This is a genomic window from Emticicia sp., assembly GCF_043780375.1.
Classification (GTDB): domain Bacteria; phylum Bacteroidota; class Bacteroidia; order Cytophagales; family Spirosomataceae; genus Emticicia.
Map to the genome: position 1 here is coordinate 1 of NZ_JAYWCU010000088.1, position 15,361 is coordinate 15,361.

General features: G+C 35.8%; 14 protein-coding genes. 3 read left to right on the top strand and 11 right to left on the bottom strand.

All coding sequences use genetic code 11. The features are described 5' to 3' along the window. Positions 1-170 precede the first annotated feature (170 nt). Positions 171-788, top strand: a complete 618-nt coding sequence (locus ACH2CJ_RS06555; RefSeq protein WP_394991457.1) for a hypothetical protein — start codon at positions 171-173, stop codon at positions 786-788. 116 nt (positions 789-904) lie between these two features. Here the strand turns inward: ACH2CJ_RS06555 and mog are convergent, their stop codons facing one another. The 4 genes from mog to rplU form a co-directional block, all read right to left on the bottom strand. Further along, positions 905-1,426 (bottom strand): molybdopterin adenylyltransferase, encoded by a 522-nt coding sequence (mog, locus tag ACH2CJ_RS06560; protein WP_394991458.1) that lies wholly within the window; start codon positions 1,424-1,426, stop codon positions 905-907. Positions 1,427-1,503: 77 nt separating this feature from the next. Continuing rightward, a complete protein-coding gene (locus ACH2CJ_RS06565) occupies positions 1,504-2,100 on the bottom strand; it encodes a NifU family protein (RefSeq protein ID WP_394991460.1) in 597 nt (198 codons plus the stop codon). A gap of 222 nt (positions 2,101-2,322) precedes the next feature. Then, positions 2,323-2,580, bottom strand: coding sequence for a 50S ribosomal protein L27 (gene rpmA / locus ACH2CJ_RS06570; RefSeq protein WP_394991461.1), 258 nt, complete (start codon positions 2,578-2,580; stop codon positions 2,323-2,325). Between the two features lie 118 nt (positions 2,581-2,698). Beyond that, positions 2,699-3,010, bottom strand: coding sequence for a 50S ribosomal protein L21 (rplU, locus tag ACH2CJ_RS06575; protein WP_394991462.1), 312 nt, complete (start codon positions 3,008-3,010; stop codon positions 2,699-2,701). 188 nt (positions 3,011-3,198) lie between these two features. On the opposite strand from rplU, the gene ACH2CJ_RS06580 reads away from it, so the two are divergent. Continuing rightward, entirely contained in the window at positions 3,199-3,636 is a 438-nt protein-coding gene (locus ACH2CJ_RS06580; protein ID WP_394991463.1) for a CBS domain-containing protein, read from the top strand. Positions 3,637-3,842: 206 nt separating this feature from the next. Here the strand turns inward: ACH2CJ_RS06580 and ACH2CJ_RS06585 are convergent, their stop codons facing one another. The 6 genes from ACH2CJ_RS06585 to ACH2CJ_RS06610 form a co-directional block, all read right to left on the bottom strand. Beyond that, positions 3,843-4,496 (bottom strand): lysoplasmalogenase, encoded by a 654-nt coding sequence (locus tag ACH2CJ_RS06585; RefSeq protein WP_394991464.1) that lies wholly within the window; start codon positions 4,494-4,496, stop codon positions 3,843-3,845. A gap of 4 nt (positions 4,497-4,500) precedes the next feature. Beyond that, positions 4,501-5,640 carry a M28 family metallopeptidase gene (locus ACH2CJ_RS06590; RefSeq protein ID WP_394991465.1) on the bottom strand — a complete coding sequence of 380 codons (1,140 nt, stop codon included), beginning with the start codon at positions 5,638-5,640 and terminating at the stop codon, positions 4,501-4,503. A 47-nt stretch (positions 5,641-5,687) separates the two neighbouring features. Further along, a complete protein-coding gene (locus tag ACH2CJ_RS06595) occupies positions 5,688-6,224 on the bottom strand; it encodes a 5'-3'-deoxyribonucleotidase (protein ID WP_394991466.1) in 537 nt (178 codons plus the stop codon). A 205-nt stretch (positions 6,225-6,429) separates the two neighbouring features. Next, on the bottom strand, positions 6,430-6,978 hold the full coding sequence (locus ACH2CJ_RS06600; protein WP_394991467.1) for a hypothetical protein: 549 nt from the start codon (positions 6,976-6,978) through the stop codon (positions 6,430-6,432). 104 nt (positions 6,979-7,082) lie between these two features. After that, complete coding sequence (locus tag ACH2CJ_RS06605) at positions 7,083-9,494, bottom strand: TonB-dependent receptor (RefSeq protein ID WP_394991468.1); 2,412 nt, start codon at positions 9,492-9,494, stop codon at positions 7,083-7,085. A gap of 151 nt (positions 9,495-9,645) precedes the next feature. Further along, on the bottom strand, positions 9,646-12,630 hold the full coding sequence (locus ACH2CJ_RS06610; RefSeq protein WP_394991469.1) for a DUF2723 domain-containing protein: 2,985 nt from the start codon (positions 12,628-12,630) through the stop codon (positions 9,646-9,648). Between the two features lie 302 nt (positions 12,631-12,932). On the opposite strand from ACH2CJ_RS06610, the gene uvrC reads away from it, so the two are divergent. Then, positions 12,933-14,747 carry an excinuclease ABC subunit UvrC gene (uvrC, locus tag ACH2CJ_RS06615; RefSeq protein ID WP_394991470.1) on the top strand — a complete coding sequence of 605 codons (1,815 nt, stop codon included), beginning with the start codon at positions 12,933-12,935 and terminating at the stop codon, positions 14,745-14,747. Positions 14,748-14,812: 65 nt separating this feature from the next. Here uvrC and ACH2CJ_RS06620 read toward each other — a convergent pair. Then, a partial coding sequence (locus ACH2CJ_RS06620) for a T9SS type A sorting domain-containing protein (protein ID WP_394991471.1) occupies positions 14,813-15,361 on the bottom strand: 549 nt, incomplete at its 5' end.

The following is a 15,361-nucleotide window of genomic DNA, read 5'->3' on the forward strand; positions in this document are numbered from 1 at the left end:
ATCAGCCTTTTTCAGATTGGTTTGAGATGGATAAAGTCAGGACATTTTAAAATTAATCACCTTTTATCAGCTATACAATTTTGTGTACGGTTTTAAAAAGATTTGCAAAGTTTAATTACGGGTATTTATTCTAACACTTAATATTTTCACCAAAAAAACCAATTACCACTATGAAAAGAATATTTTCACTATTATTTATGTTTTCTTTGAGCTTGGCTGTTTTAACTTCAACAGCTCAAGACGAGAAAAAAAGTGGCTCTAAAGGTAAAGCCAAAACAGAGAAACCTGAGAAAAAAGAAAAAGTAGAAAAACCATCGGATAAGAAACAAAAAACCGATAAAAAAGAAAAAGTAGTAGATAAAAAAGAAAAGGTAGTAGATAAAAAAGAAAAGGTAGTAGATAAAAAAGAAAAGGTAGTAGATAAAAAAGAAAAGGCAGTAGATAAAAAAGAAAAGGTAGTAGATAAAAAAGAAAAGGCAGTAGACAAAAAAGAAAAAGTAGTAGATAAAAAAGAAAAAACCGATAAGGTTGACAAAAAAGAGAAAGTTGACAAAACTGAAAAGAAAGCAACTGATAAAGATAATACAATAAAGCCTGCCCCTAAACCAAAACCACAAGATGATGGTAAAGAAGCAGACCAATCTACTCGTAAGAAAGTAGCTGGTGCTGACAAGCAGGTTGGAAAAGACGAAAAAGGTCGTACTATTTTTGAAGGCTCACGTGGTGGTCAATACTACATCAATTCAAATGGTAACAAGACTTACTTGAAGGCTGAGAAGAAATTGTAGTTTCTATTGTTAATAGTCTGCAAGTGCACAGTAAAAAAGCCCCAATTCTCTACGAGTTGGGGCTTTTTCTATAAAAACTTATAAAGTACTGTCGTCTGTTGACTATTATCTATCGACTACTTCGGACGAAATTCTCTCATAATATCTTGATTGCAAATCAAATAAGGTCCTTCAATCAAATCAATGCAATAGGGAATGGCGGGAAAAACTGCATCGAGGCATTGCCTGATAGCTTTAGGTTTTCCTGGTAAATTAAGTATCAATGTATGGTTACGAATGCCCGCCGTTTGGCGAGAAAGTATAGCTGTTGGAACATATTTGAGGCTTTCAGTTCGCATCAACTCACCAAATCCTGGCATCATTTTCTGACAAACGGCTTCGGTAGCTTCGGGCGTAACATCACGCAAAGCTGGGCCAGTTCCACCGGTAGTTACAACCAAGCAGCAGCCATGCACATCTGCCATTTCGATAAGCGTTTGGGAGATTAAATCTTGCTCATCTGGTATCACTTTATAAACTGTTTCAAACTCCGAAACTAAATATTCATTCAAAGTTTCAACGACTGCTTTACCAGGAATATCTTCATAGATTCCTGCACTTGCACGGTCAGAAACATTGATTACACCTATTTTTATCATGTTTTTTTTAATGCTTCAATCAAAACCTATAAAGTCTATAAAAGACCTTGCAGGTTTTATATGCTAAAGTAAATATATTAAACTCCTTCAGCTACGACTTCTTTTACCTCAGGAATCATGGTTTTTAATAGCCGTTCTATACCATCTTTTAGCGTAACCGTTGAAGATGGGCAACCACTACATGAGCCTTGAAGATATACCTTTACTTGACCTGATATTTCGTCAAAAGAAGCAAAATTGATTGCTCCTCCATCAGATTCTACTGCCGGACGAACATATTCATCTAATGCTTTTTTGATTTTTCCTACTATTTCTGAGTCGTTGACATCAACGACAAAAGTATTTTTTTCGATTGTTTTTTGAGCAAAAACAGGGTGATTTTGTTCAAAATATATCTTCATAAATTTCTTCACATCGTAAACCACATCTTCCCATTCTGTTTCATCATCTTTGGTGATTGTGATGAAATTTGAAGCAATAAAAATTCTTCTCACAAATGGAAACTGAAATAAATCAGTAGCCAAGGGCGATGCTTTGCCTTCTTCAAGAGTAGCCGCTACTGTTGGGAAATCGAACGTTAGTCCATCGGGAGCGAGTTCAAAGTTCAACACAAATTTCATCGAATTTGGGTTTGGACTTAGCTCTGTATAAATCATTGTTTGGCGTTGTAACATGGCTTCTTTAGTGTAAAATGTAGAATAAATAATGTATAATGGCTTCCACTAAACATTTATGCTTTATTTTTTAACAAATATACGACTAAATAAGTTTGGTTAAAGCATAAAAAAACCTGCCATAAATGACAGGTTTTTTTATGTATTTTTAGAAAATAGCTTATAAAAAGTAGTTGGTATAAAACCATTCTACATTATTTGTTCTACATTCTACATCAAGACTTATGCTTCAGCAGCAACACTTACGAAAGATTTTCCGTCACGTCCTTTTCTGAATTGTACAACACCGGGCTTTAGAGCAAACAAAGTATGGTCACGACCTATACCTACGTTTACGCCTGGATTGTGTTTTGTACCACGCTGACGAACGATAATGTTACCAGCGATAGCAGATTGACCACCGAATAACTTTACCCCTAAGCGTTTGCTTTCTGATTCACGTCCGTTTCTCGACGAACCAACACCTTTTTTGTGTGCCATGATTTCTTAAAATATTGACCAGTTTTACTGGTACGATTGATAAATGAGAGAATGACTTTTGTCATTCGGCTTCATCAAATAATGATTTATTGACCTAATGACTAAACTAATTAAAATTTTACGCTGCGATTTCGTCGATTTGAATTTTAGTCAAATACTGACGGTGACCGTTTTTCTTAACGTAGCCTTTACGACGCTTTTTCTTGAAAATGATTACTTTTTCACCTTTCAAGTGTTCTAAAATGGTTACTTTTACTGAAGCACCACTAACGGTCGGTGTACCTACTGATACTGCTCCGCCGTTGTCAACAAGGAGAACCTTGTCGAATACAAGTGCAGCGTTCACATCTCCTTCCAACCTGTTGGTATAAAGTGTGCGACCCTTTTCAACTTTAAATTGCTGCCCTGCGATTTCTACGATTGCGTACATGATTTTGAATTATAATTAACAATTATCGAATTAACTTTCCCAAATCTTGACTTTTATTGAAAGAAGTACACTATTTCGGGCTGCAAAGATAAGTATATAATTTTATTTTTCAAACTATTGTTTTATACGTTTTTTTTTATCAAATTGTATTCGATTTATTGTTAGTTACCTACTTAACTCCAAAACTTATGCAAATCCGTCAAATTTTACAAGGAAAGAAAATCAATGCCCTTTTTTCAGTAACTTCCGATACTACTGTTTATAATGCCTTGGTAGAAATGGCAAACAAAAATATAGGGGCGGTATTGGTGATAGATGCAGGAAAGCTGTCGGGGATTTTCTCGGAGCGTGATTATGCTCGTAAGATTGTTTTGAAAGGGTTACATTCGGACGATACTTTGGTAAAAGATGTTATGACTGCTAATGTGATAACTATAAAAATGGAGGATAAATTGGAAGTAGCGATGCAGATTATGTCTGAAAGGCATATTCGTCACTTACCCGTAATGGAAGGCGAAGTGTTGGCTGGAATCATTTCAATCAATGATGTGGTTTCGTCAATTATTCAAGAGCAAAAATCTCAAATTGATTCGCTACAAGGGTATATTTCAGGAACTTATGCTTGATGAAGTGTGTAGATATCAATGAACCTGTTTAAACTTTTAATTTCGACTGCAAACAAGTTCTTTTTTCATTATACTTCTTCGATTTATTCCGTCCGTAGCTCTGCTACGAACAAAATAAATGGAATCGTCTGATAAAATAATAGCTTATTTTCGTCAGAAACAAAAAGTTTAAACAGGTTCAATATTTGAAAAGTTGTATGATTTTTTCATACAACTTTTTTTCTGCCCAAAAGTATGCCTTCAACGATTAAATATTGAGCTATAATGTAAGTTGTCATTATCCAAACGCCTGAAAATGGAATGGCAAAAGCAAATTTATTGATAGCAATCAGTGAGTCTGAGGCAATAAAAAAAATTGCTCCAATCAGCACCAATTGATAGCTTTTGGCGTTGGTTTGTCGTTCAACTGCTCCAATACCCATCATTAGAATAGCTAAAGAATAGAGCATAATCGCTCCCAAAAAAGCATTTGGAATTTTATTCCAAAGAAAGAAAAGTAGGGTTACTGTGTAAATAGCAAAAGGCAGGCTTTTAAGATATTCTCTCTTTCTTGATTTTCTAAAAATTGTTATATATGATATTTGTGCCAGCAAAAACGACCCTAAACCAAATAAAAAGAAATTAGGATTTTGTTCTTGAAACATTAAAAAAGTATCTCCAAAACAAGAAAAAAGCAAGGCGGCAAGCATAGTTTTATCCGATGAATCAAGATTTTCTTTAGTTTTCTGAAAATAGAAAATGCCTAAAATAATCATTAATAAAGGTTTGGTCAGATAACTTAGCCAATCAATATCAGCTATACCTGCGGCAATATTTACCACACCAAAAATAAAATATAAAAGGGTTTCTTTACGATTCATGGTTTTATGAATTAAGTTTAATCCCAATTTTTTCTGCTAAACTAATTGCCTTTTCCATTGGCTTAAAATTTACATTTGAAAGCGTATCTGTGGGGCGGTGAATGTTGGGCATTCTTCCGTTTTTGTCAAGAGCTGCTAATGTTAGCGATGGAATTCCTGCACGCTGAAACCAAATCGAATCGAAGTCAGCAGTATGCCAAGCTCCAGTCTTAATATCCTTTAAATCAGGTGTTTGTGCAGCAGTTTCTTTGGCTATTTTTATCAAATCATTGTCATAAATAATATTCGACCAACTGCCCGTTTGGGTAATTATTTTCAGATCGCCACTGCCCAAAGTGTCAAAATTAATTAAATATGTTTCTTTCGTAAATTCTTTATAATGAGTTTTCATATATGCCCTTGCTCCAATCATACCCACTTCTTGGGCACCCGTAATAACCAATTCAATATCAATGTTTTGTAAGTTTCTTGACCAAAGCTTTTTTGCCGTTTCTATGGCTGCTGCTACACCAGTGGCATTGTCAGAAGCACCATTTGAATAGCCAAATCTAATAAAATCAATCGTGGCAGTAATTCCTTGTAAAATAAAATAGAATGCCAAAATGTTAGCAACCAAAAGAAGAAAAGTATTAAGCAAAAGAAATTGAGATATAGCTATAAACTGAGCCAAAAGCATCAATATTTGACTTATTCTTAGTGATTTGCGAAAATTTCCGACCATTTCAGGGCGATAAAGTAGAGAAATGGGAGCAGTGTCCCAATGAGCCATTAAAATGAGTTTTTTGGCTTTTGGTGCAGAAGAGGTGTTTTTAATAACAAGGTTATGCGAAGTAACCAAAGGAGGTAAACTTGTAATAGGAGAGGCATACCAATTGAAATAAAGGAGTGCCAGCGTAACAAAAACAAAAGTAAGAATAAGACCCAAAATCGAAGAAAAATTTAGGCAAATTAAGCCCGTTGCTAAACCCAAAAACAACCACCAAACGACCGAAATATATGTTTTTGGGGTGCGAAATTTTTCTTTATTAACGTCTTGATTATCAAATAGTTGAGATAAATATTCAAGTACTTTAGCTTCGTTTTTAGTTGCGATGCCTCTGTTAGGAAAAGAGGTTAATTTTTCTACGATTTGTTTAGGTGTCATAGGGTTTTGTTGTAAGAATCTTATAAATCGAAAAGGTTTCAATTTATTTACTCATTTTCAAAAAAAGCCTCAATTTCTCGCCAAGACTTAAATCGCTGATAACCTTCAATTTTTTGGTTATGAATGGCATCAAACATTAAGGTTTTTCCTTTGAATGTGCGAAGGTTTTTTTCGTGATCATCAATCAAAAAATCTGCTGAAATGATGCTTTTATCACCACAAAGTACAATGTTTTTCCACGAAATGAAAGGGAAATGCTCTTCCAACCATTCAATTTTTTCTTTCAGTGAATTTGGAAATTCGGTAGCTGCTGAAACAATAAAAATTTCAAATCTTTCTTGCAGTTTCCTAATTACCTCAACTGCATCGGGCATCACTTCCATATTTCTGAAGAAACCTGGCTTGAAAATTTCCTCTCGCACCACATGATAGTTTTCTTCTTTCAATACTTCATAATATTCTTTTCCTCTAAAATGATGCTCGTTAAAATCAGTACCAATAATAATGTTATAGGTATATAAAATTTTTTTTCCTGCGGCCGCCATTACATCGTCCATGTCAATTGCAATTCGTTTTTTTGTCATAGTTGTTATTTTAATGTTGCATAAGTCTCTGAATTATAATAAGTTAGAAACTTGATTTACAGAGGTAGAAGCTTTGTTTTTGCGAAGGTAATTATTAAATGGACAATGTAAAATTGAAAATTATTGTTTTTTCATAAAAAAGCCACAAGTTTATGACTTGTGGCTTTACTTCCTTAGACTGTCTATTGTCAATCCAAGACTTTGCCTATTGAATCGTTATATTAAAATCAATATTTATATCATCGCTTCCAGGCGTAATTGTGCCATCTTTTACAGCTTTTCCGTTTATTGGTGGTTGGTGGCGTAGCTGCACTTTCAGTTTCCCTGTTCCTACAACACCTGTTTTTACACTTCCAGTTAAGCCAACATTCAAGTTTCTTGAATCTTTATCGCCATAAATATACGTTAGCAAACTTGAAGGTGAAGGTGTATAAATAAACAAATGCTCGTCTCGCTCGGTCGAAACTTCGTTGGTGATATTGCTTACTGGATTCTTTGATTCATCTAAAATCTCAATTACCATGGTATAAGTCGTATTTGCTTTTAAACTTACCGTTGCTACGGTTGGTGCTTTTCCGCCATCGCCATCGGGGTCGGAGTAAGCAAAAGTTTGAGTTGTACCGCCAGTAGTAAAATTCAATTTTACGGAGGTAATTAATTCGTTTTCATCTGCCGCTTCGACACTATCTTTTTTACAGCTTGAAATAAATAGAATACTGCTCAGTAAACTCAGAAATAATGTTTTTTTTACCATATTTTACGGATTTGAAGTTTATGAAGTAATGTTGTCTTTGCATTATTGTTGCAAATATATGTCGTAAATGATTTATATGCAATAGTGTTGCAAGAAAAATGTTGTTAGAAATTATATTTCGCCCGAATGACAATATTTCTTCCAATTTCGTCGGAGAAATAGCGAAAACGGTTCAAATAATCTCGGTAAGTAGTGTTAAGTAAATTGCTGACAGTCAATGAAATACCTAAATTTTGTTTGTTGTTCAAAGCAAATTGATGACTAATAGCCGCATTCCAAAGCATATAAGCGGGTGGAGGAGGGGCGAAATCTCCACCATATTCGGTAAAGACGATTTCAGAACTAGGAACTTCTTTGAAAATTATCTTGGAAGGAACACGGTTTTGTTTTGCAACATAAAGATTTGTGAGTGAAATAAAGCTTTTTTTCCAATCATAGCGAAGCGTATTTTCCCAACGGTTGGCAGGAATTAGAATAAGCGGTTGATTATTGCTTAAATCTTGAGCTTGTAAGTACGAAAGCTTAGAATTAAGAGAAATGCTTTTCTGAATCTGAAAACTTCCAGTCAAATCTAATCCTCTAAAACGTGCATTGGTTTGGGTATAAAAAAACTCAGGGAATGCCCCACGAATTGTTAAAGCTGGGCGACCAGTTGGCGATAAAAATATAAAATTATTGATATAATTATTATAAAAATGAATTTCAGTTTGGAAGTTTTTGGAAATATAGTTGGCTGTAAATGAGAGGTTTAACGCAATTTCTGGCACAATATTTTCGTCGCCACGCTCATAACTTGCTGCTCCATGATGCACACCGTCGCTATAAAGTTCATTGACGGTGGCAGCTCGCCAAGCCGACGAAATATTTGTCAGGAAATTCCAACGAGAATTAGGTCGGTAATTTGCTCCTAAAGTGCCTGTAAAGTTTTGGTTATTTTTTTGATTTTGAGTGATTGCTTGTTTTCCACGAGGAATGCGGAAAACAGTTAGCTGACGCACATCATAGCGAAAACCACCTTCCATTTCCCATTGTTTCTGCACAATGCGTTCAATCAAGAAAATTCCTGCTGTGAAATTCTTGAAATTTGGAATTAAAACCGTGGACGTGCGAGGTTGAGTCAATGTTCCTGTGGTAAGATTTTCTTGGTAAAGTCCTGTTATTCCTGCCGAACCAGATAGAAGTCTAAACAATGGTTTGTGTTCAAATAACAATTCACCTGTATAAGTATTGAGTTTGAACAATTGTACCAAGTTTTTATCACCTCTCAAAATATCAATTTCTTTCCGAAAATCATATTGTCGGCCCAAAGTTAGTGAAAGTTTTCCTGACCTAATTTGCTGTAAATTCTTGATTTTAAGCAAATTATGCTGCACATCTTGAAGAGGACGGTTGATGGTATAAGTAAAGTTTTCGGGTGTATAAATTGCCAAAGGAGTACCACGTCTAATAGCTTCGATTAGGTCGGTAGCATTGCCAATATGTGACCCTGAAAAAACGCCAATCTGTGTATTAAACTGACTAAAAAAAATGTCAGTAGTCCAGCTTTTTCTTTTGTAATTAGCTGATAATGAGTAGTTTATTTCTGAAATACCAGTATTGGCTAATCTATACTTTGGTGTGGAAATATCTCCGCCACGCTTAAAAGTTCCCTGCAAACGTAAACCAATTGAATAAGGAGTTTTGGTGCTTTGTCGAGGTCGATAACCACTTTCAAAGATGCCAGAAGTAACCATTTGATTGCCATTCGAGAAATAAACGGTATTAAGTTCACCTCCAATTTTATTTGAGTCGGGTAGGGCTTCTGGTTCGAGCATGATTACGCCTGCTACAGCATCTGAGCCATAACGAACACCAGCCGCACCTTTCAAAACAGTGATTCTTTTTGCTACAAAGGGGTCAATTTCAGGAGCGTGTTCGCTGCCCCATTGTTGCCCTTCTTGCCTTACACCATTATTCATTATTAACACTCGATTGGAGTGCATACCATGAATGACAGGTTTGGCAATCGAACTACCAGTTTGTAAGGTTGTAACACCCGAAATTTGTTTTAATGCTTCGCCCAAAGATTGCCCACGGGTTTGGTCGAGAGCGGCATTTTCGAGCGTATTTTTGGTTTGGGTTAGATTGTCAATTTTCTGTGCTTTTATGTCAATATTTGCCAAATGAAGTTCACTTTCAGAAAGCTTAATATTCTGCTCTGTTCCATGGTCTAAGCTTATTATATAGCTTTTTTCTTCATAACCCACAATTCGCCCAATAATGGTGTATTTCCCTTGGCAAATATTCGATATTTTATAAAATCCTTTGGCATCGGTACTTGCACCTTTGTTCAATTCTTTAACTAAAACTACTGCTCCAGCGATTGGTTGTTTTGAAATACCATCTACAACTATGCCTTGAATGAAACAATCGCAATCGTGGTGAACTTCTGTTTTTGTTTGGGCCAAAAGTAGTCCCCCGCCCCCTAATGGAAGCGTAAAAAAGATGTTTATTAGTATCGAAACTATTTTTTTCATATTTTCACTTTTACACAATTTGGAAAATCGTGCCTCATTAAATGCAACTATATTGCAAATATACTAAAAAATCCTCGTTGAACATTTCAACGAGGATTTTTTATATGAATTTAAGAAAGAAGTTATTGACAGTTGTCTATTGACTGTTTTTTTACTGACTTACCCTTTCATAATATTTATTATAAGTAGCCTCATAACGTTTAGCGGCTGCTTCTTGTCCATTTCTACTGCAAATATTGGCGATCACTTGAAGGTTACGGAGATTGATTTGAATAAAATCTTGCACATTATTTGGCATCCATTCTGCACTCGAATACTTGCTTTTTTCGGAAAAATAAGCCAAATTCCCATCAGCACGCTTCGTGATTGTTTCGGCAATTTCCATTGCTTTTTTCGAGTCGCCTACTTCAAAATAATACATAACATAGTTTGAACATAATTGGTCATAAGGCACAGATTTGTCAGGTAAAACTTTGTTAGCATAGTCTAAAACTTCTTTTGCTTTGACTTTTTTCTCTTCTCTTACCAACTGATCTGCCAAACGCAAGAACGCCAAACGTGCTGTAATGATTGGAACTTTTAAATAAGTTTCTGAGTCGTAATATACATTTGGATTGTCCATGCCTCTCCACGACATTTTCTTCAACATATTATTATACATGATGTCAGTATTAGCAAAGCCATCATCGCCTTGACTAACTTTGATTGGCAATAATCGGTAAGCATAACCTTCCAACTGCATATAATCTTTAAGGTTCAGATAGTTATCATTGGCTAGAGTTCCAGCAAAATAAATTGGACGTTTCCAGTTATTTTGAGCAATCATTTCGAGTTGCATCAAATCGTTTTTCAACAAGTCACGCTTGCCAATATTCCAAGTTATTTGTCCATTTAAAAAAGGCTCGAATTGTTTTGGTACAAAACCTAATTTTTTAACATCTTCAATATTATATGTCAAGAAAAGGCTATCAGATGGCAATGAATTGATGCTTTCGCCCGTAGTCAAAGGAATCTGAATGGCGGGGTCGTTTTTCTTAACCAATTCTAAATAATCCTTCAAATTGATTGGGTCTTTCAACCGCTCAACATAAGGTATTTGGTCATTAATACCACTCAACAATTGGTCTGTGGTAAATGTTATTGGTAAAGCCTCCGATTCGTAAGTTTTACGTTTCATTTGCTCACAATACCAGTCAGTTCCCAACAAGCTAAGATTACATACCCGTACGTCAGTACGGAAACCTTCAACTTCCTGTACATACCAAAGTGGGAAAGTATCGTTATCGCCACCAGTAAACAAAATGGCATTTTTTGCACAAGAATTTAATAAGTTTTTTGCAAAATCTATTTGGTGATATCGTCCCGAGCGGTCATGTCCCTTCCAAGTTTGAGGAGCCATAATCAACGGAACTGCCAAACCCAAAGCCGTAGCTCCGATAGCTCTTGTTTTTGAGTTTTTTATGAATTTTAGCACATAATCAAACAAACCCATTACGCCAATACCGACCCAAATTGCCCAAATGTAAAACGAACCTACATAAATATAGTCACGCTCACGAGGTTCAACAGGCGGTGAATTTAGGTAAACTACCAAACCAACTCCTGTAAGTAAAAACAATAGGAACATTACGAGAGCGTCACGCTCACGACGGAAGTAGTGGTAAAGTAAGCCTAAAATGCCTAAAATTACTGGAATACCAAAGAAATTAGTACGACCCCGATTTTCTTTGATAGCTGGTGGTAAGTTGTTTTTTGTTTCAAAAATATTGGTTGGTCCAGCACCTTCAATATCACTTGAGCGTCCCCAAAAATTCCATGCAAAATAACGCCAGTACATATAACCCATTTGACGCTTCATCATATAACCGATGTTGGTGAAAAGCGTTGGTTTTTGGTCTTGTGCAAGCCCCATTTCTTGGCGATAAATTTGTTGATGACCAGCATCGGTACTCCACATACGAGGCAATAAGCTTTCGCTGTTTGCACCCCAAATGTAAGTTGGCTTATAGTCATAAACTTCGTAGCCTTTTTTGCTCATTTTATAAATAGGCTCGCCATTTTCGATTGACTCTAATTTTCCTGTAAAAACTGGCCCGTATAATAACGGACGGCTACCATATTGCTCACGTTTTAAGTACGAAACGTAGTTCAATACATTGCTCGGATTATTCTCGTTGATTGGAGGATTATAATTTGAACGGATCAAAGCGATTGTATAAGACGAATATCCAATCAAAACAAAAGCGAATGAAAGTAGGGCTGTATTGGCTATTTCCATTTTTTTCTTTTGGGTATAGAAAATACCGTAGGCAAGTGAGCCAATCAACACTAATACAAAGAAAATGATGCCTGAACTAAACGGCATTCTAAAAGTATTAACGAATAGTTTTTCAAAGGTAAAACCTAATGATGGAAAGCCAGTAATAACGCCTACATTGACCACACCCAAAACTACCAAACCTACCAAAAATGCAGTAATTCCACCTTTCCAAGTGATTTTATTTGCTTTTTTGTAGTAATAAACTAAGCCTAAAGCAGGAATCGTAACGAGGTTTAGCAAGTGAACACCGATAGAAAGACCAACCAAATAAGCCGTAAATATCAGAAAACGGTTGGCAGCAGCTTCGTCTTCGATGTTTTCCCAACGGAATGCAGCCCAAATGACGATAGCCGTAAAGAATGAAGACATTCCATAAACCTCAGCTTCGACAGCCGAAAACCAGAACGAATCTGAAAAAGTATAAACCAATGAACCAACTGCACTTGCTCCGAGCACTAAAATTGTTTCGGTCGTGTCGAGGTTTTCGCCTCTTTTACCAAATATTTTACGTGCTAAAAGTGATATTGTCCAGAACATAAACAAGATAGTAAATGCAGAGGCAATGACCGAAACCATATTTACCATTAAGGCTACTTTTGTTACATCGCCGCCTGCAAGCAGTGAAGCCATGCGACCAATCAATAAGAAAAGTGGGGCTCCAGCAGGGTGTGGAACTTGGAGTTTGTAAGAACAAGCGATGAATTCGCCGCAGTCCCAAAAACTGGCGGTTGGCTCAACGGTGAGTGTATAGGTAAGGAGTGCAACGGCAAAAATCGCCCATCCGACGATATTATTGAGCCTTGTAAAATTGTTCATTTTTTGAGATTAGTGAATGAATATTCTCTTGATGGCTCAAAATTAGGGAATTTGAAGGATAATGTAGTAAAAAAGAAACTTAAATTATCTTAAAAAGCAGGAAATGTTGGAAAGTTGCTCCTCTTCTAAATCTCAGGTCAATTTAATAAGAGGGATTTAGAGAGGTATAAATTTTTTTTTGTCAAAATATCGACTTTTTGGCTGACAGTTGATTGCTACATTCAAAATAACTTTATTTTGCTTACTCGAACGCAAATGTGTAAAGAACTGTTATTTTTGAACGGTTATTTTATTTTCAAAATATGTCAGAAATTACATTCGATTACAAAGCTGAATTATCTAAACTTCCAGAAGATCCTGGCGTTTATCGCTATTTTGATGAAACAGGCGAAGTAATTTATATCGGGAAAGCCAAAAATTTAAAAAACCGAATTAGTAGTTATTTTCATAATTTCAACCGTCACGATCGCAAAACCCGTCGACTGGTTATCTGTATTCGAAAATTAGAATTTACCATTGTTCCTACAGAATATGATGCTCTTCTGCTCGAAAATACGCTTATAAAAAAGTATCAACCTCGCTTTAATATTTTATTGCGTGATGATAAAATGTATCCTTTTGTTTGTGTTACCAATGAGCGTTTTCCACGAGTAATTATGACTCGAAGAATTGAAGATAAAACCAGAGGTAAACTTTACGGGCCATTTGTCAATTCAAAGGCAATGTACGCCCTGCTCGAAATGTTTGGCCAGCTATATACTATTCGTACTTGTATTTTAAACCTCTCGGAAGAAAACATTGCATCAAAAAAGTATAAAATTTGTTTAGAATACCACATTGGAAACTGCAAAGGTCCTTGCGAAAACCGTCAAACCGAAGCTGAATACAACAAGGAAATTGAACAAGTTCATAATATTTTGCGAGGAAGTCTTGCTCCTGCCAAACAATATTTTGTGCAGAGAATGCAAGAATCTGCTCAAAAATTGGCTTTTGAAGAGGCACATCAGTTTAAGCTAAAATTAGATTTTTTACAAAATTATCAGAGTAAAGCGACTGTAGTAAATCCTGCAATAAAAGATTTGGATGTGTTCAGTATCGTTTCGGACGAAAGTTCGGCATATATCAATTATCTAAAAGTTATCAATGGCACGATTACGCAAAGCCAAACGCTTGAAGTCAAGAAAAAATTGGATGAAACGGAAGAGGAAATATTGACAATGCTGATTGTAGAACTTCGTCAAAAATATGAAAGCGAATCGAAGGAAATCGTCACCAATATTCCGTTGGATATTGACATGAAAGCAGAAATCGCTGTACCGCAAATTGGTGATAAACGAAAATTAATGGATATGTCGTTGAAAAATGTCATGTATTTTCAACGAGAAAAAGCCGAGCGTGAGGCAATTGCAGCAAGTGGAGCAACCAACAAGCGTGACAGAGTTTTAGTAAAATTGAAACAAGATTTGCAGCTAAAAACAATTCCACGCCACATCGAGTGCTTCGATAATTCAAATATTCAAGGAACAAACCCTGTTTCGGCGATGGTTTGTTTTATAAATGGACAGCCTTCAGTGAAAGATTACCGTCATTATATTCCAAAAACTGTCGTTGGCCCCAACGATTTTGCAACCATGAAAGAGGTTGTGAGCAGACGTTATGCCCGACTTTTGGAAGAAAAAGCTGATATGCCCGACCTAATTATTATTGATGGAGGAAAAGGGCAACTTTCGGCAGCTTGCGAAGCTTTGAAAGAACTCAATATTTATGGGCAAGTGCCAATTATAGGTATTGCCAAACGTTTAGAGGAAATCTATTTTCCAGAAGATACGCTACCTTTATATATTGATAAAAAATCAGAATCTTTGAAGCTTATTCAGCGTTGCCGTGACGAGGCTCACCGTTTTGGTATTACACATCACCGAGATAGACGAAGTAAAAATTTCTTGATTAGTAGCCTCGAAAGTGTTCCGAGTATAGGAAAACTGACTGCTACGAAGGTTTTGAAGCAATTTAAGACTATTACCAATATCAAAAATGCTCCCGAAGAAGAATTAATTGCTTTAGTTGGCAAAGACAAAACCCACCGAATAAGAGAATTTCTGGATAAAGAAAGCTGATTATCCAGCTACAGTTTTCACGAAAGTTCAGCACAGTAATTATGAATAACTCAGAACTAAAAAAACTACTTTTTCTCTATCCAAATATTTTTAGTTTCTTCAAAAGTATTGTTAATTAACTTTACTAAATAATGTCCTTCACCCAAAAATGATAAGTCAACTAAACGCCGTTGGGTTAGAGCAGGAATAGGTGTTGAATACATATATTGACCCTTCGTAGAATAAACGATTAAGGTAAAATCTGCCAAATCTTCCTGGGCTTCGAGGATAACAAATCCATCAGGTGATGGATTTGGATAGACAATTATACCTTGTAAGGTTATATCAGGGATAAATGAAAATGCTCCAGAAAGATTTGAGCGACACGTAATTGTCTTATTATTGGCAACAGTATGGCTTTGAAGGGAAGACACAGTAAAAAAGCTTGCTTTAGCAGCCTTTAGAGAGGATGTTTTATTAGAAGAAATTACACCATCTTTTTTCCACTCATAATTCAAATTGAATATTTCTGTTTTTTGTTTTGCGTACAGTGTAAAAGTGCCAATTTGTGTTATTTCGGGTGTTTCTGGGCGTGTTTTGATCGAAAAGATAGCAGGGTCGGAACTCGCTGAAAT